Below are 23,032 nucleotides of genomic sequence, written 5' to 3'. Positions count from 1 at the left end.
CCGGGCGGCAGATGCGCAGAGCGCCGCGGGCCATCTGCTCATATGAGCAGGGGCGTGCACCTACGAGGGAACAGTCGTACGCTGTACTCGGAAGGAGGTTGCCGTGGAAGACGAACTGCTCATGGTCCGCATCGCCGAGTTGTACTACGACGAGGACAAGACTCAGGACGAGATCGGTGCCCTCCTCAAGGTCTCGCGATGGAAGGTCGGGCGTCTGCTCACCCAGGCGAGGGAACGCGGCATCGTCCGCATCGAGATCGTGCACCCGCGGGCGCGGCGCCTGGGCCTGGAGCGACTCCTCGTCGAGCGTCACGGGCTCGCCGAAGCCGTGGTCGTGCCGGCACCCGATGGTGATGACGGCACCCTCGAGCGGGTGGCTCAGGCCGCGGCGGACTACCTCACGGCTCTGCGTCCGGTGCCTCGGACACTCGGCGTGAGTTGGGGGCGGACTCTGCGAGCGGTCGCCGAGGCGCTGCCGGACGGGTGGGCGAGCGGGGTGACCGTCGTGCAGCTCAACGGCGGCGTCAGCCTCAACCGTCGATCCGGGGGAGCGGCCGGCCTCGCCGTCACGATCGCCCAGCGCGCATCGGGTCACGTCTCGCTGCTGCCGAGCCCCGCGATCCTGGAGCGCGTCGAGACCAAGCAGGCCATCGAGTCGGACCGCACCGTCGCCGCCATCTTGGAGGAGGCCGCGGATGCGCAGGCCTTCCTGTTCACGGCCGGCCCCTGCGACGCGACGTCCGCCCATGTCGAGAACGGCTACCTCAGCGCGGAGGACGTCGAAGAGCTCGCACGCCGAGGAGCGGTCGGAGACGTGCTCGGACGCTACGTCGACGCCGAGGGCAACATCGTCGATTCCCAGCTCGATGCCCGCACGGTGGGCGTCGCACTGGACCGACTTCGCGGCGCGGAGCGGGCGATCTTCGTGACCGCCGGCCGCGCCAAGCACGACATCGCGCGCACCGTGGTCACCAGTGGCCTGTGCAGCGTCCTGGTGACCGATGAGACCACAGCACGAGCATTGTTGGAGGAACAGTGACGACCACAGAACTCAGCCGCAGGACGGCGGTGGATGTCCTCGGCGGTGAGCCGGATGACGCCACCCTCCGTCGCTTCCTGCATGGCCTTCCCGGCGTCGACGCCGTCGGCTTGGAGCAGCGCGCGGCAGGACTCGGAACGCGCTCGATCAAGACCACCTCGAAGGCCTGGGCCCTCGACAAGATCATCACGCTGATCGACCTGACGACGCTGGAGGGCGCCGACACACCCGGCAAGGTGCGTTCGCTCGTCGCCAAGGCGAAGACCCCGGATGCCGCTGACCCGTCGACCCCTCGAGTCGCCGCCGTCTGCGTCTACGGCGACATGGTGCCGGATGCCGTGGCCGCCCTCGGCGCCCTGCACGGCGATCCTGACGACGGACTGATCTCGGTCGCCGCGGTCGCGACCGCGTTCCCGAGCGGACGTTCCTCGCTTGCCATCAAGCTCGCCGATACCGCCGAAGCCGTCGCGGCCGGCGCCGACGAGATCGACATGGTGATCGATCGCGGGGCGTTCTTGTCCGGGCGATACGGCCTCGTGTACGACCAGATCGCCCAGGTGAAGGAGGCCTGCCGCCGCGCGGACGGCTCCTACGCCTCGCTCAAGGTCATCCTCGAGACCGGTGAACTCAACACGTACGACAACATCAAGCGGGCGTCCTGGCTCGGCATCCTCGCCGGCGGCGACTTCATCAAGACGTCGACCGGAAAGGTGCAGCCTGCCGCCACGCTTCCGACCACCCTGCTGATGCTCGAGACGGTGCGCGACTGGCACCAGGGCACGGGCGAGAAGATCGGCGTGAAGCCGGCCGGCGGCATCCGCACGTCCAAGGACGCCGTGAAGTACCTCGTCACCGTTGCTGAGACGGTCGGCGAGGAGTGGCTTCAGCCGCACCTGTTCCGCTTCGGCGCTTCGAGCCTTCTGAACGACGTGCTGCTGCAGCGCCAGAAGCTCACCACCGGCCACTACTCCGGCCCCGACTACGTCACGATCGACTAGGAGCCTCATATGTCTTTCCTGGAATACGCTCCGGCCCCCGAGTCCACGGCGGTCCTGAATCTCAAGGACAGCTACGGGCTGTTCATCGACGGTGAGTTCATCGACGGCACCGGCTCCAGCTTCACCACGATCTCGCCGTCGAGCGAGAAGCGCATCGCAGAGATCGCCTCGGCGAGCGATGAGGACATCGACCGCGCTGTCGCCGCCGCCCGCCGTGCGTACGACAAGACCTGGTCGAAGATGAGCGGGCGCGACCGCGGGAAGTACCTCTTCCGCATCGCCCGCCTGGTGCAGGAACGCGCCCGCGAGCTCGCCGTGGCCGAGAGCCTCGACAACGGCAAGCCCATCAAGGAGAGCCGCGACGTGGACGTGCCCTTGGTGGCCTCCTGGTTCTTCTACTACGCGGGGTGGGCGGACAAGCTCGATCACGCCGGACTCGGCGCGAACCCCCGCTCACTCGGTGTCGCCGGGCAGATCATCCCGTGGAACTTCCCGCTGCTCATGTTGGCGTGGAAGGTCGCACCGGCCCTCGCGGCAGGCAACACGGTCGTGCTCAAGCCCGCCGAGACCACGCCGCTGACGGCGCTGATCTTCGCCGAGATCCTGCAGCAGGCCGACCTGCCCGCCGGTGTCGTGAACATCGTGACGGGTGCCGGTGCGACGGGTGCCTCGCTGGTCCGCCATCCGGATGTCGACAAGGTCGCCTTCACGGGTTCCACGGGCGTCGGGCGCGATATCGCCCGTGCCGTCGCGGGAACCCCGAAGAAGCTGACGCTCGAGCTGGGTGGCAAGGCGGCGAACATCGTGTTCGACGACGCGCCGATCGACCAGGCCGTCGAGGGCATCGTCAACGGCATCTTCTTCAACCAGGGCCACGTGTGCTGCGCCGGCAGCCGCCTGCTGGTGCAGGAGTCGATCCACGACGAGGTCATCGATCGCCTGAAGAACCGTCTGTCGACGTTGCGCCTGGGCGACCCGCTCGACAAGAACACCGACATCGGCGCCATCAACTCCGCCGCCCAGCTGGCGCGCATCCGCGAGCTCAGCGACATCGGTGAAGCCGAAGGCGCCGAGCGCTGGACCGCCGACTGCGTGATCCCGGAGAAGGGCTTCTGGTTCGCCCCGACGATCTTCACCGGCGTCGAGGCCTCGCACCGCATCGCGCGCGACGAGGTGTTCGGCCCCGTGCTGTCGGTGCTCACCTTCCGCACGCCCGCTGAGGCGATCGCCAAGGCGAACAACACGCCCTACGGTCTCTCCGCCGGCATCTGGTCGGACAAGGGATCGCGCATCCTCGCGGTCGCCGACCGTCTGCGCGCCGGTGTCATCTGGGCGAACACGTTCAACCGTTTCGATCCGTCGAGCCCGTTCGGCGGTTACAAGGAGTCCGGATACGGCCGCGAGGGCGGACGTCAGGGTCTCACCGCGTACCTGAAGGGAGCCTCCTCGTGAGCAAGCGACTGAGCGTGCCGAAGACGTACAAGCTGGCGATCGGCGGGGCCTTCCCGCGGAGCGAGTCCGGCCGCACCTACGAGGTGCTCTCGGCGAAGGGCGCGTTCCTCGCGAACGCCGCCCAGGGATCCCGCAAGGACGCCCGCGACGCCGTCGTGGCCGCCCGAGCCGCGGTCAAGGGCTGGTCGGGGGCCACCGCCTACAACCGCGGACAGGTGCTCTACCGTGTCGCGGAGGTGCTGGAAGGGCGCCGTGCGCAGTTCATCGACGAGATCGTCGCGCAGGAGGGCGTGTCGGCTGCGGCCGCCGGTTCTCAGGTGGATGACGCGATCGACCTGTGGGTCTGGTACGCCGGGTGGTGCGACAAGTACGCGCAGGTCGCCGGCAACGCGAACCCGGTGTCCGGTCCGTACTTCAACATCTCGGTCCCGGAGCCGACCGGGGTGGTCGCGATCGTCGCGCCGCAGGACTCGGCGCTGCTGGGCTTCGTCTCGGTCGTCGCTCCTGCCCTCGTCGCCGGCAACACCGTCGTCGTGATCGCCAGCGAGCAGCACCCGCTCTCTGCGATCAGTCTCGCCGAGGTGCTGGCGACGAGCGATGTGCCCGGGGGAGTCGTCAACGTCCTCACCGGATCGCCCGCCGAGATCGCGCCGTGGCTCGCTTCGCACCAGGACGTGAATGCCCTCGATCTCGCCGGCGCGGGGAACCTCGACTGGGTCGACCTGCAGATCGCCGCCGCCGACACGCTCACGCGTGTGCTTCCGCCGGGAGAGGTCGTCGCGTCGCCCGAGCGTATCGGCGCCTTCACCGAGATCAAGACGGTGTGGCACACGAAGAGCATGGTCTGATCGGTTCGCACGGACAGGGCCCGCAGCGCGCAGGATGCGCTGCGGGCCCTTCTGTATCGTCTCGGACTCGGTTGAGGAGACTACGCGCCAATGCGTCCCGGTGTCGGATGCAGAGGTTAGGCTCGGAGGACGATCTCTGGATCCCCTAGGAGGACGCGCATGGCCCGTATCGGTGAAAGCGCTGACCTGTTCAAGTGCTCATTCTGTGGAAAGAGCCAGAAGCAGGTGCAGCAGCTCATCGCTGGCCCCGGTGTGTACATCTGCGACGAATGCGTCGAGCTGTGCAACGAGATCATCGAGGAGCGCATGGCGGAATCGTCCGCGGATGGCGTCGCCGAGTTCGATCTGCCCAAGCCGCGCGAGATCTTCTCGTTCCTCGAGGAGTACGTCGTCGGTCAGGAGCCCGCCAAGCGCGCGCTGGCCGTTGCCGTCTACAACCACTACAAGCGCATCCGCGCACGCGGCACGCTCCAGACCGCCGAGCAGAAGGCCGACGAGGTCGAGATCGCCAAGAGCAACATCCTGCTCATCGGCCCGACCGGCTGCGGCAAGACCTATCTCGCGCAGACGCTGGCGAAGCAGCTCAACGTCCCGTTCGCGGTCGCCGACGCGACTGCGCTGACCGAGGCAGGCTACGTCGGTGAAGACGTCGAGAACATCCTCCTCAAGCTCATCCAGGCCGCCGACTACGACGTCAAGCGCGCCGAGCAGGGCATCATCTACATCGACGAGGTCGACAAGATCGCCCGCAAGGCCGAGAACCCGTCGATCACGCGCGACGTCTCGGGCGAAGGTGTGCAGCAGGCGCTGCTGAAGATCATCGAGGGCACGGTCGCCTCGGTGCCGCCGCAGGGCGGACGCAAGCACCCGCACCAGGAGTTCCTGCAGATCGACACCTCCAACGTGCTGTTCATCGTCGCCGGTGCGTTCGCCGGGCTCGAGGACATCGTGTCGGCGCGCGTCGGCAAGCACGGCATCGGCTTCGGCGCCCCGTTGCACGACAAGGGCAAGGACCTCGATCTGTTCAGCGAGGTGCTGCCGGAGGACCTGCACAAGTTCGGCCTGATCCCCGAGTTCATCGGGCGTCTGCCCGTGGTCACCTCGGTGTCGCCGCTCGACCAGGCCGCGCTGATCGACATCCTCACCGGTCCGCGCAACGCGCTGGTGAAGCAGTATCAGCGCATGTTCGAGATCGACGGTGTCCAGCTGGAGTTCGACGAAGACGCACTGCGCTCGATCGCCGACCTGGCCGTGGAGCGAAAGACCGGTGCGCGCGGGCTCCGCGCGATCCTGGAGGACGTGCTCGGCCCGATCATGTTCGAGATCCCCTCGGCAGACGACGTCGCGAAGGTGATCATCACCCGTGCCGCGGTCGACGAAGGCGCACCTCCCACGATCGTCCTGGAGCGCAAGCGCAAGAGCGCTTGACAGCCGGCAATCACCTCGCGCACGCATGCGGGCACGATCGCTCGCATGAGCTCAGCTCGAGGAGCTCGCATGAGCTCAGCTCGAGGAGACTGGCCGTCTGACGCTTCTCAGGCTTCGAGCCCGCGGCGCTTGAGCAGTGGCGCGATGTCGGCGACGCGTCCGCGGAAGTCGTGGTACGCCGCGAGGGGGTCCTTCGATCCGCCGACGCCGAGCAGCAGACTGCGGAACCGATCGCCGTTCTCGCGGGTCAGTCCGCCGTTCTCGCGGAACCAGTCGACGGTGTCGGCGTCGAGCACCTCGCTCCAGATGTAGGAGTAGTACCGGGCGCTGTACCCACCCGAGAAGACATGGGCGAAGTAGGTCGAGGAGTACCGGGTCGGCACCACCGGATCGTCCAGACCGATATCGGCGAGTGCTGCGGCTTCGAAACCGGCGACGTCGTCGATCTCGGCATCGACTCCGACCCGGTGCCAGGCCTGATCGAGCCACGCTGCCGCCAGATACTCGCTCGTCGCGTGTCCCTGGTCGAAGGTCTCTGTCGCGCGGAGGCGCTCCACGATCGCGGGGTCCAACGGCTCGCCGGTCTCGTGATGGCGGGCATAGTTGTCGAGCACCTCGGGCCAGAGGATCCACATCTCGTTGACCTGGCTCGGGAACTCGACGAAGTCGCGGAAGACGTTCGTCCCCGCGAAGTGCGGATAGTTGACGGTGGCGAAGAGACCGTGGAGTGCGTGGCCGAACTCGTGGAAGAGGGTGGTTACCTCGTCGAGCGTGAGCAGCGTGGGCTCACCGTCTCCGGGGAGGGGGACGTTGAGGTTGTTCACCACGACGGGGGACGTGCCGCGCAGGCGCGACTGGCTCACGATCGGGTTCATCCATGCGCCGCCGCGCTTGGAGTCGCGGGTGTACAGATCGAGGATGTAGAGACCCAGGGGGGAGCCGTCGGCGTTGCTGACCTCGAAGACCCGCGCGCCGGGGTGATATGAGACGAGATCCGGGCGTTCGGCGAAGGTCACGCCGTACAGGCGTGTCGCGGCGAAGAAGACACCGTCCTGCAGCACTCGCTCAGCCTCGAACCAGGGACGCAGGGCGCTGGTGTCGATGTCGTACAGCGCCTCGCGGACCTTCTCGGTGTAGAACGCCCAGTCATGTGCCTCGACAGGGAACGGCTCCGGCTCGGTGCGGTCCACGATCAGCTGCAGGGCGTCCCGCTCCGCGCGAGCGTTCACGGCAGACGGTGCAGCCAGGGCACGCAGCATGTCCTCGACGGCCCCGGGGTTGCCGGCCGTCTCGTCAGCGGTGACGTAGGCCGCGTGCGACTCGTATCCGAGGAGCGCCGCCCGCTCGGCGCGGAGGCGCACGATCTCGCGCAGCACGGGGCGGTTGTCGTTCGCGTTGTCACGGGACCCGCGAGCCTGCGACGCGGCCATGATGGCGCGGCGGGAGTTGCGGTTGCGCAGCTGTGCCAGGTACGGATGCCCGGTGAACAGGGTGAGCGAGACGAGGTACTGCCCATCCAGCCCGCGTTCGGCAGCCGAGCGAGCCGCGGCGGAGAGCTCGCCGGCACTCAATCCGTCGAGCTGCTCGGCAGCGTCGAAGACGACGGCCAGGTCGTTCGTATCGTTCAGGAGGTTGCGCTCGAAGGTGTTGCTCAGCGTCGAGAGCTGCTGATTGAGCAGAGTCAGATGCGCCTTCGCCTCGTCGTCGAGAGCCGCGCCCGCATGCGTCATCTCGCGGTGATGGCGCTCGACGAGATAGCGCTGCTCCGGGTCGAGGTCGAGGGAGTCGAGCTGGTCGAACACCTGCTGCACGCGCCAGTAGAGCGGACCGTTCAGCGACACGGCATCGGTGTGCGCAGCCATCAACGGGGCGAGCTGCTCGTCCACGGCCTGAATCTCGGGGGTCGCATCGGCCGAGCTGACCGTGTAGAAGGCGTGGGCCACGCGCTCGAGCGTCTCGCCCGCGCGCTCGAGTGCTTCGATCGTGTTGTCGAAGGTCGGCATCGAGCGCACCATCGTGATGCGGGAGATCTCCTGCAGGTGCTCCTCGAACGCGGCGCGGAAGGCGGGGATGTAGTGCTCGGGACGGATCGCACGATAGTCGGGGATGCCGTACGGCAAGGTCGACGGCTGGAGCAGCGGGTTCGCGGTATCGGTCATCCTCCGAGCCTAACCATCGTGGGACGCGCCCGTCGCTCAGTCCTCGAACGGACGGGCGATGATCTCGCCGGAGGCCGACTGGAGGACCTCCCAGCCGGCGTCGAGCTCGGCGATCGCGCGACCTTCCAGCCACGTGAGCGTCCAGTGCCCGACGAGTCCGCGACTCTCGACCTCGGCGATGGCGGGTCGCAGCGACGCCGGTACCGAGGCCGGAGCCTCGGTGCCGGTCGCCCAGCGCGTGCCCAACTGCATCAGGAGGCCTCGACCGGGGCGAGCTCGATCGCCGTGACGGCGAACGCCTCCGCCTCGCTGAACTCGAGCTCCGCGATGCGGCCGACCGCGCGCAGGTCGTCGGCGGCGGCGCGCAGAGCGTCGAGCTTGCCGGCAGGAGCGGCGATGGCCGCACGAGAGACCGGGGTCTTCTGCGAGGCCTTCGCCTCGGTCTTGGCGCGGCGGATGCCGATCAGCGCCTCGCTGGCGGCGGCGAGGACGGCGGGGTCGCCGTCGATGCCGAGAGCCTCAGGCCAGGAAGCGGTGTGGATCGAGCCCTCCTCGAACCACGACCAGGCCTCCTCGGTCGCGAAAGACAGCACCGGGGCGAGCAATCGGAGCAGTGTCGACAGCGCGAGGCGCAGCGCGAGGGCGGCCGAGGCCTGTCCCACGTCGTTCTGGTTGTACGCGCGCTCCTTGACGAGCTCGAGGTAGTCGTCGCAGAACGTCCAGAAGAACGCCTCGGTGATCTCCAGCGCGCGGGCCTGGTCGTACTTCTCGAACGCGGCGGTCGCATCGGCGATCACACCATCGAGCGACGCGAGCATCGATGCGTCGAGCGCGTGCGTGACCTGTGCCCCGTCGGGCACCGGGAAGGACAGCACGAACTTCGCGGCGTTGAGGACCTTGATCGCCAGGCGGCGACCGATCTTCACCTGTGTGGGGTTCTGCGGGTCGAAGGCCGCGTCGGTGCCCAGGCGGCTCGAGGCCGACCAGTAGCGCACCGCGTCGGAACCGTGCGCGTCCAGGATGTCGGCCGGGGTGACGACGTTGCCCTTCGACTTCGACATCTTCTTGCGGTCGGGGTCGACGATGAAGCCGGAGATCGCGGCGTTGCGCCACGGCGCCCGGCTGTCCTCGAGCGTCGAGCGCAGCATGGTGGAGAACAGCCAGGTGCGGATGATGTCCTGGCCCTGCGGGCGCAGGTCGAACGGGGCGGTGAGCTGCCACAGCTCCTCGTCGCGCTGCCATCCGCCGGCGAGCTGCGGAGTCAGCGACGAGGTCGCCCACGTGTCGAGGATGTCGGCCTCGGCATCGAAGCCCCCGGCCACGCCGCGCTGGTCCTCGGTGTAGCCGGCCGGCACATCGATCGTCGGGTCGATCGGCAGCGAGGCGGTGTCGGGCGTGAGCACCCGGTCGTAGTCGCGCTCGCCGTTCTCGTCGAGGCCGTACCAGAGCGGGATCGGCACGCCGAAGAACCGCTGGCGCGACACGAGCCAGTCACCGGTGAGGCCACCGACCCAGTTCTCGTAGCGCACGCGCATGAAGTCGGGATGCCACGTGAGCTCCTGCCCGCGGCCGATGAGCTCATCGCGCAGGGCCACGTCCCTGGCGCCGTTGCGGATGTACCACTGACGCGTCGACACGATCTCGAGCGGGCGGTCGCCCTTCTCGAAGAACTTCACGGCGTGGTTGAAGGGCTTGCCGACCGCGGTGATGTCTCCGGTCTCCTGCAGCTTCTCCACGAGGGTCTTGCGGGCGCTGAACACCGTCTTGCCGGCGAGGTTCTGCGCGTACCAGTCGATCGCCTCCGCGTTCGACACGGAATCCGGCGCGGTCGGCAGGAAGCGGCCGTCGAGACCGATCGTGGTCATGTTCGGCAGGTGCTGGTCGGCCACCGTGCGCAGCTCGCGCCACCAGACGATGTCGGTCACGTCGCCGAAGGTGCAGACCATCGCCGCGCCCGTGCCCTTGTCGGGCTGTGCGAGGTGGTGTCCGTGGATCTCGATCTCCGCGCCGAAGAACGGCGTGCGCACCTTCGTGCCGATCAGGTGCTTGTGCGGACCCTCGGGGTGCGTCACGATCGCGATGCATGCGGGAAGCAGCTCGGGGCGGGTGGTGTCGATCGCGATCGAGCCGGAGCCGTCGGCAAAGGGGAACTCGATGGTGTGGTACGCGGCCTGCTGGTCGCGGTCTTCGAGCTCGGCCTGCGCGATGGCGGAGCGGAAGTCGATGTCCCAGAGCGTGGGCGCCAGGTCCTGGTAGGCCTCGCCGCGCTCGATGTTGCGCAGGAACGCGAGCTGGCTCTGACGGATCGTCTCATCGGAGATCGTGCGGTAGGTCTGGGTCCAGTCCACGCTCAGCCCGAGCTGGCGGAACAGGGCCTCGAACTGCTTCTCGTCCTCGATGGTGAGGCGCTCGCACAGCTCGATGAAGTTGCGGCGGCTGATCGGCACCTGGTCGGCGGCACGGCTGGACTTGTTGTCTCCGCCTTCGAACGGCGGCGTGAAGTCCTCGGTGTAGGGGAGTGTGGGGTCGCAGCGCACACCGTAGTAGTTCTGCACGCGGCGCTCGGTAGGGAGGCCGTTGTCGTCCCACCCCATCGGGTAGAACACGGTCTTGCCGCGCATGCGCTCGAAGCGCGCCTTGACGTCGGTGTGCGTGTACGAGAACACGTGACCGATGTGGAGGCTGCCGGAGGCGGTCGGCGGCGGGGTGTCGATCGAGTACACGCCCTCACGGCCGGACTGTGCGGCACGGAGGCGGTCGAACAGATAGGTCCCCTGCTCTGCCCAAGTGGTGTCCCACTTCGCTTCGAGACCTTCGAGTGCGGGCTTGTCTGGAATCACGGACATGAGGGTCTCCTTGAGCGATGTATGCGGCACTGTGTGAGCGTGCCTGAGTGTGGGGTGTGCGCCTCATTCTACCGAGGTGCCGGCGCGGACGGATGCCGTCACTCTTCGACCCAGTCCAAGAATCCGCCCTAGACTGAGAGCATCCCGATCCGTTCTTTCTGAGGAATCGCCATGCCCGCAAGATCCGTGCGTCGTCTCCTGCCCTTCGCCGCGCTCGCCGCGACCACCGCGCTCGTGCTGAGCGCCTGCGCCACTCCCGCGGCGCAGAACGGCGGGGACTCCGACGCCGAGCTCGTCTGGTCGATCGAAGGGGCGAACCTCTCGGCCGGGCACATGGATCCGCAGGTCAGCCAGCTGGACGTGTCCGGCATGGTGCAGCGGGCGGTGCTCGACTCCCTGGTCTTCCAGGAGGACGACGGCACGTTCTCGCCCTGGCTCGCGACCGAGTGGGAGATCTCGGACGACAGTACCGAGTACACCTTCACGCTCCGGGACGGCGTGACCTTCCACGACGGGGAGCCCTTCGACGCCGCTGCGGTCAAGGCGAACTTCGACCGCATCGTCGACCCCGAGACCGCGTCGGCGCAGGCGGCCAGCATGCTCGGTGCCGACTTCTACGAGGGCACGGAAGTCATCGACGACCACACCGTGAAGGTGAGCTTCTCGCAGCCCTACGCGCCGTTCCTGCAGGCGGCCAGCACGCCGCAGCTCGGCTTCTACTCGCCTGCGGTCCTGGCAGATTCGGCGGACAAGCTCAAGGCCGGCGGCCCCGGCATCACGGTCGGCACCGGACCGTTCGAGCTCACCGAGTACACGCCCGATCAGGAGCTCGTGTACACGCGCAACGACGACTACGCCTGGGGTCCGCACGGCGAGAAGGCTCCGGCGTTCGAGACGCTCCGGGTCGAGATCCAGCCCGAGGCGTCGGTGCGCGCGGGAGTCATCGACAGCGGGGAGTCCGACCTCGCCAGCAATATCCCGCCGAACCTCGCGAAGGATCTCGGCGACGGGGTCACGGTCGACTCCATCGAGTACCCGGGCCTCCCGTACTCGCTGTACCTGAACGAGAAGTACGGCGTCTTCGCAGACGAGAAGGTGCGTCAGGCGTTCGCCCGGGGCATCGACATCGATGCGGCGGTCGAGGAGATCTTCTTCGGACAGTTCCCGCGCGCGTGGAGTGTGCTCGGATCGACCACGCCGGGCTATGACGCGGCGCTGGAGGGCACGTGGGCGTTCGACCCCGAGGCCGCGAACGCGCTCCTCGACGAAGCGGGCTGGACCGAGCGCGACGATGAGGGTTACCGCACCAAGGACGGGGCGCGCCTCTCGGTGCGCTGGATCGCCTGGACCCCGGTGCCCGACGACCGCGCGGCGCTGGCCAACGCCATCCAGTCCGACCTCAAGGACATCGGTTTCGAGGTGGTGCGTGAGGTGCTCGAGCCGGGCGCCTACAACGAGCAGTACGGGCCCAAGACGTTCGACCTGACGGACTGGGGCTTCTCCGGAGTCGACCCCGACCTGCTGCGCAGCCACCTGCACACCGACGGCTTCCAGAACGCCTCTCAGGTGTCCGACCCCGAGATCGACACGCTGCTCGACACGGCCGTCGCCACCAGCGACCAGGACGAGCGCAACGCGCTGTACACCCAGCTGCAGGAGTGGAACGCCGAGTACACGGCGATCGTGCCGCTGTACAGCCCGTCCGCGATCACGGCCGTGGGCGAGCGCATCGACGGTCTCGATTACGACCTGTACGGCCGGCCCCTGTTCTACGATGTGACGGTCGGCTGAGCGCGGGGCGATCCTGCGGCGTGGAGGGGGAGCGGTGAGAGCTGTGCTCCTGCGGATCGCCGGGCTGCTCGCCTCCGTTGTCGTCGTGCTGTGGGGAGCCGCCACGGTCGCGTTCCTCGCGTTCCGCGTGATCCCCGGTGATCCGGTGTCGGTCATGCTCGGTCCGCAGGCTCAGGTCAGCGAGGCCGTGAAAGACGGGATCCGTGCCGACCTCGGCCTGGACCGCCCGCCGTTCGAGCAGTACCTGACGTATCTCGGACAGCTCGTGCGCGGCGACCTCGGTGAGTCGTATCAGCTGCGGCTGCCGGTGACCGAGGTCATCGGTCGCCAGCTCGGCGCGACGCTGCAGCTGTCGGCGCTCGCGCTCGGGATCGCTGTGGTGCTCGCCCTCTCCGTCGCGCTGCTCGCACGTGGCGAGGTCGCCCGCGCCGTCGCCACCGGGGTCGAGCTGGTCGTGCTGTCGTCGCCGGTCTTCTGGATCGGTCTGGTGCTCCTGAGCGTGTTCGCCTTCGGTCTCGGCTGGTTCCCGGTCTCCGGCAGTCGCAATCCGGCGACCATCGTGCTGCCGGCCGTCACGCTGGCGCTTCCCGTGGCGGCGCTGCTCGGCCAGGTGCTGCGCGACGGGCTGATCCAGGCGGAGCGGATGCCGTTCGCCGAGACCGTGCGTGCCCGCGGCGCCAGTCGCGGGTGGTTCACCCTTCGCCACGGGCTGCGCCATGGCGCGTCCAGCGCGGTGACGCTCACGGCCTACCTCACCGGCTCGGTCCTCGGCGGCGCCGTGCTGGTCGAGACGGTGTTCGCCCGGCCCGGACTGGGGCGGGTCACCCTCGCCGCCATCAGCGACCGCGACCTGCCCGTCATCTCCGGCATCATCCTGCTCAGCGCGCTGGTGTTCGTGACCGTGAACCTGTTCGTCGAGCTGCTGCATCCGCTCATCGACCCGCGCCTGCGCCGCACGGCCGCTGCCTCGGGAGCGCGACGATGAGGCGGGCGCAGCGTGTGCTGCTGTGGTGTGCGGTTGCCGTGCTGTTGCTGATCGCGTTCGCGGCGGCGTTCCCCGGCGTGCTCGCGACGCACGACCCGCTGCAGACCGACGTGCGGGGCGCGCTGCTGCCTCCGGGCGACGGACACCTGTTCGGCACGGATCAGAGTGGCAGGGACGTGTACTCCCGCGTGGTGTACGGCGCCGGACGGTCTGTCGGGGTCGGGCTGCTCGCGACCGCGATCGCTGTCGTCGTCGGGCTCTCGGTCGGAGCGCTGGCGGGTATCGCGCCACGCGGTGTGGATGTCACGCTGATGCGAGTCAACGACGTGCTGATGGCATTCCCCGAGTTCCTCGTCGCCCTTGTCGTGATCGCCATCCTCGGCCCCGGCCCCGTCAACGTGGCCCTCGCGGTGACGCTGGCGGCCGTGCCCGTGTACATCCGTCTCGCGCGCGTGCAGACCCGCACGCTCGGCGTGGCGGAGCACGTGGAGGCCGCGAGGATCCTGGGTGTGCCGGCGGTGCCCGCCTTCGTGCGGCATGTGCTGCCCGGTGTGCTCGGTTCGTTGAGCGTGCTCGCGACCATCGGCATCGGCTCGGCCATCCTCGCCGCCTCCGGGCTCAGCTTCCTCGGACTCGGACCTGCCGAGCCGACGCCGGAGTGGGGGCTGATGCTCGCCGGTGGCCGGAACGTGCTGGGGCAGGCGTGGTGGATCTCGGTGTTCCCCGGCATCGCCATCACGATCACGGTCATCGCGGCGACGATCGTCGGGCGGATGCTCCGTGCCCGCGCAGAGGGGAGGGCGCGATGAACGACCTGTCACCGCCCGTGCTCGATGTGCAGGATCTGCGGATCCGTTTCGCCGCTGCTCCTGTCGTGGACGGGGTCTCGTTCACGGTGTCCGCCGGTGAGTGTGTCGCGATCGTCGGGGAGTCCGGGGCGGGCAAGTCGTTGACCGCGCGCGCTCTGCTCGGACTCACCCCTTCGAGCGCGAGCGTGGAGGCCGACCGTCTGGATGTCGGAGGAGTCGATGTGCGCGGGTGGAAGGACCCCGCCTGGCGACGGATCCGGGGCGCGGAGATCGCCCTGGTGTCGCAGGACGCCCTCGTGGCCCTCGACCCCCTGCAGCGGATCGGAACCGAGATCGCGGAACCGCTGCGGCTGCATCCGGCCGCCCTGGACGGTGCGGCGATCGGCGAGCGTGTGCAGGCGCTGCTGCGGCGCGTGTGGATGCCGGAACCGGAGCGCCAGGCGCGACAGTATCCGCATGAGCTGTCCGGTGGGCTCCGCCAGCGCGCGCTCATCGCCTCGGCGCTCGCGGCGATGCCTGCCGTGCTGGTCGCTGACGAGCCCACGACCGCGCTCGACGCGACCGTGCAGGCCCGCATCCTCGACCTGCTGCGCGAGATCGCGGACGCCGGGACCGCCGTCGTGTTCGTGAGTCACGACTTCGCAGCCGTGCGACGCCTCGCTGACCGGGTGCTGGTGATGCGACGGGGCGAAGTCGTGGAGTCCGGTGCCGTGGCGGACGTGCTGGAGTCCCCGCAGCATCCGTATACACGGGAGCTCATCGCGGCCACGATCCACGAGCCGCGAATGTCGGACGCGGTCGACGCAGCGCCCGTGCTGACCGCGTTAGCGGTGTCGAAGGCGTTCGCCGGTGCCCCGGCCGTGGTCGATGCCTCGTTCATCGTTCCGGGTGGTCGCACACTAGGCATCGTGGGGGAGTCCGGTTCCGGCAAGACGACTCTGGGGCGCATGGTCGTGGGGGTCGAGCATCCGGATCAGGGTGAGGTGCGCTGGGAGCCCGGCCACCGCGTGCAGCTCGTGCATCAGAATCCCCTCGGCGCCTTCGACCCGCGCTGGTCGGTCGGTCGCTCCCTGCGGGAGGCGCTCGCCGCAGGAGGTGTGCCGCGGGGGGAGCGACCGCGTCGCGTCGAGGAGCTCTTGGCCGAGGTCGACCTCGACCCGGGCCTCGCGGCTCGGCGTCCGGCCGCGCTGTCGGGGGGTCAGCGGCAGCGTGCGGCGATCGCACGGGCGCTGGCCGCGGATCCGGACGTGCTGGTGCTGGACGAACCGGTGTCCGCGCTGGACCCGTCGGTGCGCGAGCGGGTGCTGCAGCTGCTGCTGCGTCTGCAGCGGGAACGCCGGCTCACGATGATCTTCGTCTCGCACGACCTCGACGTGGTGCGCGCCGTCGCCGATGAGGTGCTCGTGATGCAGGACGGGCGAATCGTCGAGCAGGGCAGCATCGCGGACGTGTTCGAGGCGCCGCAGCATCCGTTCACCCGAGAGCTGCTCGCCGCGAGTGGGGTGCGCTGAGGCGGCATTCTGCGGGCGTGCGTGCGTGCGCCGTCAGCCCTTGATCTGGATGCCGAGGCCGGCCGCGATCACGGGAGCCAGCTGCTGCACCTGGAACTCCGTGAGCGTGGTGCCGCGGAGGCTGTTCGCGTCGAGGAACGAGAGTGCGTCGAGGCCGCGCAGGTCGACGTCGGTGGCGCGCATGCCTCGCGGATCGACCTCGTCGCAGGTGGTGCGGGCGAAGCGCACGCGGGTGAGCTCGGCCTGGGGGATGTCGAGCGTGCGGATGCGGCAGTCCGAGATCTCGACGTCTGTCGCGCGCGCTGCTCCGAGGTTGAGGTAGTCGATGCGGACACCCGTCAGCTCGAGCTCCGAGATGCGCGCCGTGCTCAGATCGAGGGTGCCGATGCGTCCGCCCACGATGCGCAGTCGACGCACACCGGCGCCGCGCAGACGCAGCGAGGCGATGCGTGCGTCGGTGAGTTCGACGTCGAGGATCGTTCCGCCGGTCAGGTCGACGGCATCGGCATCCGCCGTCATCCGGCACTGTTCGAGCGACGCATAGGCGAGGTCGACCGTGCCGCTCACATCGAGCGTCGCCGCGATGAGGTCGGCGTTGCGGGCCGGGGCGGCCGGGGTGAACTCCTCGGGCAGGTCGGGCGGTGAGACCCGCGGCGCGGCAGGGGATTCGGTGGTGCGGGCCATGCTCCGAGAGTACGGGGTGGTGTCGACACCGGAGGCTGCTGCGTGGGTTCGGAGATCTGCAGCATCTCGGATCGCCACGCCCGAAGTCCTCCGAGATACGGCAGAAGTCCGAGAGTCACTTGTCCTGCACAGAGAGAGGCTGGAGCTGCGGGTGCACCGCGTGCGGCATACGGGTACGGGAGGTGGATCGGGACGCGGCATGGTCGATGGATGTCGACACGAACGCCCCGACTCATCCAGGAGGTCATGACGCTGGGCGGTGTCGCCCGGACCTCCGCGCTTCGTGCGCGAGGAATCAGCCGATACGACATCGCGCATGCAGTGGCCGGTTCGGCGGTGTTCGCGGTGCGACAGGGGTGGATCGCTCTTCCGCAGGCAGATCCGATGCTGATCGAGGCGGCAAGACGCGGGGTGGTGCTCACCTGCATCACGCAGGCCCGCCGGCTGGGCCTCTGGGTGCACGAAGATGACGGCTTCTGTCATGTCGGAGCGGCGCCCCGAGCCGCCGTGCGCAAGGACCATGGAGTGCGCGTTCACTGGGCGCGTCCGTTGATCCCGCGCGATCCGGATTCGCTCGTCGACTCCATCGAGAACGTACTCGCCATCGTCGCGGATTGTGAGCGGAGGGAGCGCGCCCTCGCCACGTGGGAGTCTGCGCTCAACAAAGGACTGGTGGAGCGTGCCGCGCTCGAGAGGCTGCCGCTGAAGGCAGTCGCTCGGGATCTGCTCGCGGATGCCTGGCCCTTCGCTGACGCAGGACTCGAGACATACGTGCGCCTCCGATTGCGCTGGTTGCGGATTCCTCTGTACTTCCAGACGTGGATAGCGGGGCATCGGGTGGATGCCCTGATCGGCGACCGCCTGGTGCTGCAGATCGACGGCTCGACTCACGTCGGCGCCCAGCGGTCCGAAGACATCCGCCACGATGCCGAGCTGAAGATGCTCGGCTACCACGTCATCCGCGTGGGGTATCGGCAGGTGATGGAGCAGTGGCACGTCGTGCAGGACATGATCATGCACGCTGTCGCGCAAGGACTCCACCGCGTGCCGCGCGCGTGACTTCGGAGTTCTGCAGCATCTCGGATCACCGGCCGCGAATTGTTCCTGAATGCGGCAGAACTCCGAAGCCCGACGCACGCGTACACTGGAGGGACGAGCATCGATCCGGCATCACCGGGGAGCTCTCGGAAGAACAGTCCGGAGACGGGCCCAGTAGAACCGAGCGGGGCAGGCCCGTCACAGCCGCAGTGAGAGTGGTCGCGTCGCACGGCGTGGCACGCGAGGTGGTACCGCGGTCCGTGAGGGTCGTCCTCGCAGGAGCATCCGCCACGACGACCACTGCGAGACACGATGACCTACCCCCGCCCCTCGACCAGCTCAGGGACCTCCTCCTTCGGCCCCGCCGCTGCCTCCGTCGCGCCCAGCCCGCGCTTCCCCCAGATCGAGGAGGAGGTGCTCGCGTTCTGGGAGAAGGATGACACCTTCCGCGCCTCCATCGCGCAGCGCGACGGTTCGCCCGAGTGGGTGTTCTACGACGGCCCTCCGTTCGCGAACGGCCTGCCGCACTACGGCCACCTGCTCACCGGCTACGCCAAGGACGTGTTCCCGCGCTTCCAGACCATGACCGGCCACAAGGTCGACCGGGTCTTCGGGTGGGACACCCACGGGCTCCCCGCCGAGCTCGAGGCTATGAAGCAGCTCGGGATCACCGAGAAGAGCGAGATCGAGGCCATGGGCATCGACGTCTTCAACGCGAAGGCCAAGGACTCGGTCCTCACCTACACGCACGAGTGGCAGGACTACGTCACCCGCCAGGCACGCTGGGTCGACTTCGAGCGCGGCTACAAGACACTCGACCTCGGGTACATGGAGAGCGTGCTCTGGGCGTTCAAGACCCTGTACGACAAGGGCCTCGCCTACGAGGGGTACCGGGTGCTCCCGTACTGCTGGCGCGACGAGACCCCGCTGTCCGCGCACGAGCTGCGCATGGATGACGACGTCTACCAGATGCGCCAGGACCCGTCCGTCACGGTCACCTTCCCGCTCACGGGCGCGAAGGCTGAGGCCCTCGGCCTCACCGGAGTACGAGCGCTCGCCTGGACGACCACGCCCTGGACCCTGCCCACCAACCTCGCGCTCGCCGTGGGGCCGGAGATCGAGTACGTGGTGCTGCCGGCCGGTCCGAACGGTGCGGCGGATGTGCACCAGGCCGCCGGGACGACGGATGCCGCGGTCGAGGCCTCCGCGCACCGCTACCTGCTCGCACGCGAACTGCTCGGCGGATACGCCAAGGACCTCGGCTACGAGAGCGTCGACGACGCGCTCGCCGCGGTCGATGAGACGGTCCGCGGCGCGGAGCTGCAGGACGTGACCTACGACCGCCTGTTCGACTACTACGCCGATGAGGAGACCTACGGCACCGAGAACGCCTGGCGCATCCTGGTCGACGACTACGTCACGGTCAGCGACGGCACCGGCATCGTGCACCAGGCCCCCGCCTACGGTGAGGACGACCAGCGTGTGGCCGGTGCCGCCGGAATCCCCACGATCCTCTCGCTGGACGACGGCGGACGGTTCCTCCCGAACGTCACAGACGTCGCCGGCGAGCTCTGGATGGACGCCAACACCCCGCTCGTGCGTCTCATCCGCGAGAACGGACGCCTGGTCCGCCTGCAGAGCTACGAGCACTCGTACCCGCACTGCTGGCGCTGCCGGAACCCCCTGATCTACAAGGCCGTGTCGAGCTGGTTCATCCGTGTGACGGACATCAAGGACGACATGCTCGCGAACAACGAGCAGATCACCTGGGTGCCGGAGAACGTCAAGCACGGACAGTTCGGCAAGTGGCTCGAGGGTGCGCGCGACTGGTCGATCAGCCGCAACCGCTACTGGGGCTCGCCGATCCCGATCTGGAAGAGCGACGACCCGGAGTACCCGCGCGTCGACGCGTACGGTTCGCTGGAGGAGCTGGAGCGCGACTTCGGGACGCTGCCGCGCAACCCTGAGGGCGAGATCGACCTGCACCGTCCGTATATCGACGACCTCACCCGTCCGAACCCCGACGACCCCACCGGCAAGAGCACGATGCGCCGCATCGAAGACGTCTTCGACGTGTGGTTCGACTCGGGATCGATGCCCTACGCGCAGGTGCACTACCCGTTCGAGAACCAGGAGTGGTTCGACACGCACGCCCCTGCCGACTTCATCGTCGAGTACATCGGGCAGACGCGCGGCTGGTTCTACGTCATGCACGTGCTGTCGACCGCGCTGTTCGATCGCCCCGCCTTCACGGGTGTGAGCTGCCACGGCATCGTGCTCGGCAGCGACGGCTACAAGATGTCGAAGTCGCTGCGGAACTATCCCGACGTGTCGGAGGTGCTCGATCGAGACGGCTCCGACGCGATGCGCTGGTTCCTGATGTCGAGCTCGGTGCTGCGTGGTGGCAACCTGGCGGTGACCGAGGAGGGCATCCGGTCCGGTGTGCGGGAGTTCCTGCTGCCGCTGTGGAACTCGTGGTACTTCTTCGCGACGTATGCGAATGCGTCCGGCGCCGACGGCTACGAGGCCGAGTGGCGCACCGACTCCACCGACGTGCTCGACCGCTACATCCTCGCCCGACTCGGTGATCTGGTGCGCGAGGTGCGCGCCGACCTCGAAGGTCTCGACTCGACCACCGCGGCCGCTCGTCTGCGCGACTTCGCCGAGGTGCTGACGAACTGGTACATCCGCCGCTCGCGCGATCGGTTCTGGACCGGCGTGACCGAGGACCCGAAGAGCCGGGAGGCCTTCGACACCCTCTACACGGTGCTCGAGACGCTGACCCGTGTCGCCGCGCCGCTCGTGCCGCTGATCAGCGAGCGCGTCTGGCAGGGGCTCACCGGTGGCCGCAGCGTGCACCTGACGGATTGGCCGGATGACGCGCAGTTCCCCGCAGCCGACGAGATCCGCGACGCGATGGATGCCGTGCGCGAGCTGTCGAGCGTCGGCAACGCGCTGCGCAAGAAGGAGAAGCTGCGCGTGCGGCTTCCCCTCGCCCGGTTCACCGTCGTCTCTCCGCTCGCGGCTTCGCTCGGACAGTTCGAGGACATCCTCCGCGAGGAGCTCAACGTGAAGTCCGTCGAGCTCGTGACACTCGCCGACGACACAGCGGTGTCCTACGGCATCGACCACCGTCTGAGCGTCAACGCCCGCGCGGCCGGTCCGCGTCTGGGCAAGAACGTGCAGACCGTCATCAAGGCGGCCAAGGCCGGGGACTGGTCCGAGACCGACGGAGTGGTCACGGCAGGAGGCATCGCGCTGGAGCCGTCGGAGTATGAGCTGGTGCTCGAGACGACCGGTCGGCCGGAGGGCGAGGCTCTCGCCATCGTGCCGACGGGCGGTTTCGTGCTGCTCGACACGCAGACCACGCCGGAGCTGGAGGCCGAGGGCCTTGCGCGCGACGTCATCCGCGCCGTGCAGGAGACCCGCAAGAACGCGGACTTCGACGTGAGCGACCGCATCCGTCTGGACCTGCGCTTCGCGAGCGATGAGGATGCGGATGCCGTCTCGGCCGCGTTCGAGATCGCCGAGGTCGCGGGGGAGACGCTCGCCCTGGAGCATTCTCTGCTGCGCGGCGACGCGGAGCTGCCTTTCGCCGAGTTCACGGCGGTGATCCCGAAGGGGACCTACGCCAACCGCGAGGACTTCACGATCGCCGTCAGCCGGATCGGAGCAGGCGCATGAGCGACAAGGACAGGGCGGATGCCGTCTACGAGATTCTCCTGAGCCGCGCGGGGGAGCGCTGGGTGCAGCCGCGCAAGGAGCGCACCGCGCGCATCCTGGCGTACCTGGACGACCCGCAGCGCACCTACCGCGTGGTGCACATCACCGGTACGAACGGCAAGACGTCCACCGCGCGGATGATCGAGAGCCTGCTGAGGGCGCATGAGCTGCGCGCCGGACTGTTCACGAGCCCGCACCTGGAGCGCTTCACCGAGCGCATCCTGATCGACGGCGAGCCGATCGCCGATGCGGCGTTCGCCGACGCGTGGGACGAGATCGAACCGTTCGTCGAGATCGTCGACGCCGAGCTGGAGGCCGACGGCGAAGAACCGCTGACGTTCTTCGAGCTGTTGACCGTGCTCGCCTTCGTCGCGGTCGCGGATGCGCCCGTGGACGTGCTGGTGCTCGAAGTCGGCATGGGTGGGGAGTGGGACTCCACGAACACCGCCGATGGCGACGTCGCGGTGTTCGCGCCGATCGACATCGACCACGCGGATCGCCTGGGCGACACGATCGCCGAGATCGCGCAGGTCAAGGCCGGGATCATCAAGGAGGGGGCGGCGGTCGTCTCCGCTCAGCAGCCCGCAGAGGCCGCAGAGGTGCTGCGCCGCGTCGCCGCCGAGCGCCACGCGACCATCGCGTTCGAGGGCGAGGAGTTCGGCCTCACGGATCAGAAGCTCGCCGTCGGCGGCCAGCTCCTCTCGATCCGCGGACTCGCGGGGGAGTACTCCGAGGAGTACCTGCCGCTGTACGGCGCGCACCAGGGCCACAACGCGGCACTCGCGGTGGCCGCGGTCGAGTCCCTCATCGGCGGCGCCACGCAGCGCATCGCGGGGGACATCATCTCGGACGGGCTGCAGGGGACCACGTCGCCTGGTCGCCTGCAGCTGCTCGGCATCGCCCCCACGGTGGTCGTGGATGCCGCCCACAACCCGCACGGCGCGCACGCGCTCGCGCAGGCACTGGACGACAGCTTCGACTTCGACGAGTGGGGCTTGGTGCTGGGCATCCTGAGCGACAAGGATGCGGCGGGGATCGTCGCGCAGCTCGCGCCGGGCGTCGCGCACGTGTTCGCCACGGCTCCCGACTCCGACCGGGCGAGCGAAGCGGATGCCATCGCCGACCTCGTCGAGCAGACCGGCCGGCGCGCCACCGTGCACCACACGCTGGCCGAGGCAGCGGATGCCGCCCGCGAGTGGGCCGCTTCATCCGACCGCCGCGCGGTCGTGATCGCCGGATCCGTCGTGCTCGCCGGTGAGGCCATCGCGCTGTCGGAGGAAGAGGACTGGAAATCGGGGTGGCGCGCATGAGCGCGAATGCGAGGCCCGCCCGGGCTCCCCGTCCGCCGCGCACGCTCGTGCAGAAGCTGGCGCCGATCGTGCTCGGCTTCGAGGCGATCGTCGTGTTCCTCGCCGGTCTCACGGTGTTCGGGCTGAAGGCGCTGCCTGCAGGTGTCGAGCAGTGGTGGGGGATCGTGGGCGGTGCCGTGCTGGCACTCGCCTGCATCGCCGTCGCCGGCATGGCGGCGAAGCCCTGGGCGATCACGGCCGGATGGGTGATCCAGGTGATCGTCGCCCTCTCCGCCATCCTCGTTCCCGCGATCCTGCTCGTCGTCGTGATTTTCGGCGGCATGTGGGCGTATGCGACCATCGGAGGGGCCCGATTGGACGCACGACGTCCCGCCGAGCCCTCGACAGAGAGTCAGACAGAGAGTGAATGAC

At 68.7% G+C, this 23,032-nt stretch carries 17 protein-coding genes; 13 read left to right on the top strand and 4 right to left on the bottom strand.

The annotated features are described in order from the left end of the window. The first annotated feature begins 103 nt into the window (after positions 1 to 103). The 5 genes from ACIOVG_RS13635 to clpX all read left to right on the top strand — a co-directional run bounded on the left by ACIOVG_RS13635 (position 104) and on the right by clpX (position 5,765). Positions 104 to 1,039, top strand: a complete 936-nt coding sequence (locus tag ACIOVG_RS13635; RefSeq protein ID WP_400874297.1) for a sugar-binding transcriptional regulator — start codon at positions 104 to 106, stop codon at positions 1,037 to 1,039. Beyond that, complete coding sequence (gene deoC, locus ACIOVG_RS13630) at positions 1,036 to 2,037, top strand: deoxyribose-phosphate aldolase (protein ID WP_400874295.1); 1,002 nt, start codon at positions 1,036 to 1,038, stop codon at positions 2,035 to 2,037. Before ACIOVG_RS13635 ends, deoC begins: the two co-directional genes overlap by 4 nt. 9 nt (positions 2,038 to 2,046) lie before the next feature. Then, positions 2,047 to 3,489: an aldehyde dehydrogenase family protein gene (locus ACIOVG_RS13625; RefSeq protein WP_400874293.1), complete on the top strand. Its 1,443-nt coding sequence runs from the start codon at positions 2,047 to 2,049 to the stop codon at positions 3,487 to 3,489. Then, a complete protein-coding gene (locus ACIOVG_RS13620) occupies positions 3,486 to 4,337 on the top strand; it encodes an aldehyde dehydrogenase family protein (RefSeq protein ID WP_400874290.1) in 852 nt (283 codons plus the stop codon). The genes ACIOVG_RS13625 and ACIOVG_RS13620 overlap by 4 nt, the downstream gene beginning before the upstream one ends. A 159-nt stretch (positions 4,338 to 4,496) precedes the next feature. Next, on the top strand, positions 4,497 to 5,765 hold the full coding sequence (gene clpX, locus ACIOVG_RS13615; protein WP_141871703.1) for an ATP-dependent Clp protease ATP-binding subunit ClpX: 1,269 nt from the start codon (positions 4,497 to 4,499) through the stop codon (positions 5,763 to 5,765). Positions 5,766 to 5,872: 107 nt separating this feature from the next. Here the strand turns inward: clpX and ACIOVG_RS13610 are convergent, their stop codons facing one another. The 3 genes from ACIOVG_RS13610 to valS are packed head-to-tail and all read right to left on the bottom strand — an operon-like array spanning position 5,873 to position 10,770. Continuing rightward, complete coding sequence (locus ACIOVG_RS13610) at positions 5,873 to 7,924, bottom strand: M3 family metallopeptidase (RefSeq protein ID WP_400874287.1); 2,052 nt, start codon at positions 7,922 to 7,924, stop codon at positions 5,873 to 5,875. Positions 7,925 to 7,960: 36 nt separating this feature from the next. Then, on the bottom strand, positions 7,961 to 8,176 hold the full coding sequence (locus ACIOVG_RS13605; protein WP_247630432.1) for a hypothetical protein: 216 nt from the start codon (positions 8,174 to 8,176) through the stop codon (positions 7,961 to 7,963). Then, the gene (gene valS / locus ACIOVG_RS13600) at positions 8,176 to 10,770 is read right to left on the bottom strand and encodes a valine--tRNA ligase (RefSeq protein WP_400874284.1); all 2,595 of its coding nucleotides are present in this window, start codon (positions 10,768 to 10,770) and stop codon (positions 8,176 to 8,178) included. The genes ACIOVG_RS13605 and valS overlap by 1 nt, the downstream gene beginning before the upstream one ends. Before the next feature lie 171 nt (positions 10,771 to 10,941). On the opposite strand from valS, the gene ACIOVG_RS13595 reads away from it, so the two are divergent. From ACIOVG_RS13595 to ACIOVG_RS13580, 4 genes are read left to right on the top strand one after another with little or no spacing between them, the layout of a single operon-like run. Beyond that, on the top strand, positions 10,942 to 12,561 hold the full coding sequence (locus ACIOVG_RS13595) for an ABC transporter substrate-binding protein (RefSeq protein WP_400874281.1): 1,620 nt from the start codon (positions 10,942 to 10,944) through the stop codon (positions 12,559 to 12,561). 34 nt (positions 12,562 to 12,595) lie between these two features. Then, complete coding sequence (locus ACIOVG_RS13590) at positions 12,596 to 13,546, top strand: ABC transporter permease (RefSeq protein ID WP_400874278.1); 951 nt, start codon at positions 12,596 to 12,598, stop codon at positions 13,544 to 13,546. Further along, positions 13,543 to 14,355 (top strand): ABC transporter permease, encoded by an 813-nt coding sequence (locus ACIOVG_RS13585; protein WP_400874276.1) that lies wholly within the window; start codon positions 13,543 to 13,545, stop codon positions 14,353 to 14,355. The genes ACIOVG_RS13590 and ACIOVG_RS13585 overlap by 4 nt, the downstream gene beginning before the upstream one ends. Beyond that, the gene (locus ACIOVG_RS13580; RefSeq protein ID WP_400874274.1) at positions 14,352 to 15,866 is read left to right on the top strand and encodes an ATP-binding cassette domain-containing protein; all 1,515 of its coding nucleotides are present in this window, start codon (positions 14,352 to 14,354) and stop codon (positions 15,864 to 15,866) included. The genes ACIOVG_RS13585 and ACIOVG_RS13580 overlap by 4 nt, the downstream gene beginning before the upstream one ends. A gap of 33 nt (positions 15,867 to 15,899) precedes the next feature. Here the strand turns inward: ACIOVG_RS13580 and ACIOVG_RS13575 are convergent, their stop codons facing one another. Further along, complete coding sequence (locus ACIOVG_RS13575; RefSeq protein ID WP_400874271.1) at positions 15,900 to 16,550, bottom strand: pentapeptide repeat-containing protein; 651 nt, start codon at positions 16,548 to 16,550, stop codon at positions 15,900 to 15,902. Positions 16,551 to 16,760: 210 nt separating this feature from the next. On the opposite strand from ACIOVG_RS13575, the gene ACIOVG_RS13570 reads away from it, so the two are divergent. The 4 genes from ACIOVG_RS13570 to ACIOVG_RS13555 all read left to right on the top strand — a co-directional run bounded on the left by ACIOVG_RS13570 (position 16,761) and on the right by ACIOVG_RS13555 (position 23,031). Further along, positions 16,761 to 17,609: an endonuclease domain-containing protein gene (locus ACIOVG_RS13570; protein ID WP_400874268.1), complete on the top strand. Its 849-nt coding sequence runs from the start codon at positions 16,761 to 16,763 to the stop codon at positions 17,607 to 17,609. A 291-nt stretch (positions 17,610 to 17,900) separates the two neighbouring features. Next, positions 17,901 to 21,272, top strand: coding sequence for an isoleucine--tRNA ligase (ileS, locus tag ACIOVG_RS13565; protein WP_400874265.1), 3,372 nt, complete (start codon positions 17,901 to 17,903; stop codon positions 21,270 to 21,272). Continuing rightward, positions 21,269 to 22,621, top strand: a complete 1,353-nt coding sequence (locus ACIOVG_RS13560) for a bifunctional folylpolyglutamate synthase/dihydrofolate synthase (protein ID WP_400874263.1) — start codon at positions 21,269 to 21,271, stop codon at positions 22,619 to 22,621. The genes ileS and ACIOVG_RS13560 overlap by 4 nt, the downstream gene beginning before the upstream one ends. Next, positions 22,618 to 23,031 (top strand): DUF4233 domain-containing protein, encoded by a 414-nt coding sequence (locus ACIOVG_RS13555; RefSeq protein ID WP_400874261.1) that lies wholly within the window; start codon positions 22,618 to 22,620, stop codon positions 23,029 to 23,031. Before ACIOVG_RS13560 ends, ACIOVG_RS13555 begins: the two co-directional genes overlap by 4 nt. Position 23,032 lies beyond the last annotated feature (1 nt).

Source organism: Microbacterium sp. NPDC087591, from assembly GCF_044743625.1.
GTDB lineage: Bacteria > Actinomycetota > Actinomycetes > Actinomycetales > Microbacteriaceae > Microbacterium.
Note: the sequence above shows the minus strand (reverse complement) of the source record. Positions and strands in the feature narration are given on the sequence as shown.

Coding starts and splice junctions, on each gene's coding strand:
- ACIOVG_RS13625 (WP_400874293.1), top strand. CDS start 2,047: ATGTCTTTCCTGGAATACGCTCCGGCCCCCGAGTCCACGGCGGTCCTG.
- clpX (WP_141871703.1), top strand. CDS start 4,497: ATGGCCCGTATCGGTGAAAGCGCTGACCTGTTCAAGTGCTCATTCTGT.
- ACIOVG_RS13610 (WP_400874287.1), bottom strand. CDS start 7,924: ATGACCGATACCGCGAACCCGCTGCTCCAGCCGTCGACCTTGCCGTAC.
- ACIOVG_RS13605 (WP_247630432.1), bottom strand. CDS start 8,176: ATGCAGTTGGGCACGCGCTGGGCGACCGGCACCGAGGCTCCGGCCTCG.
- valS (WP_400874284.1), bottom strand. CDS start 10,770: ATGTCCGTGATTCCAGACAAGCCCGCACTCGAAGGTCTCGAAGCGAAG.
- ACIOVG_RS13595 (WP_400874281.1), top strand. CDS start 10,942: ATGCCCGCAAGATCCGTGCGTCGTCTCCTGCCCTTCGCCGCGCTCGCC.
- ACIOVG_RS13585 (WP_400874276.1), top strand. CDS start 13,543: ATGAGGCGGGCGCAGCGTGTGCTGCTGTGGTGTGCGGTTGCCGTGCTG.
- ACIOVG_RS13580 (WP_400874274.1), top strand. CDS start 14,352: ATGAACGACCTGTCACCGCCCGTGCTCGATGTGCAGGATCTGCGGATC.
- ACIOVG_RS13575 (WP_400874271.1), bottom strand. CDS start 16,550: ATGGCCCGCACCACCGAATCCCCTGCCGCGCCGCGGGTCTCACCGCCC.
- ACIOVG_RS13570 (WP_400874268.1), top strand. CDS start 16,761: ATGTCGACACGAACGCCCCGACTCATCCAGGAGGTCATGACGCTGGGC.
- ileS (WP_400874265.1), top strand. CDS start 17,901: ATGACCTACCCCCGCCCCTCGACCAGCTCAGGGACCTCCTCCTTCGGC.
- ACIOVG_RS13560 (WP_400874263.1), top strand. CDS start 21,269: ATGAGCGACAAGGACAGGGCGGATGCCGTCTACGAGATTCTCCTGAGC.
- ACIOVG_RS13555 (WP_400874261.1), top strand. CDS start 22,618: ATGAGCGCGAATGCGAGGCCCGCCCGGGCTCCCCGTCCGCCGCGCACG.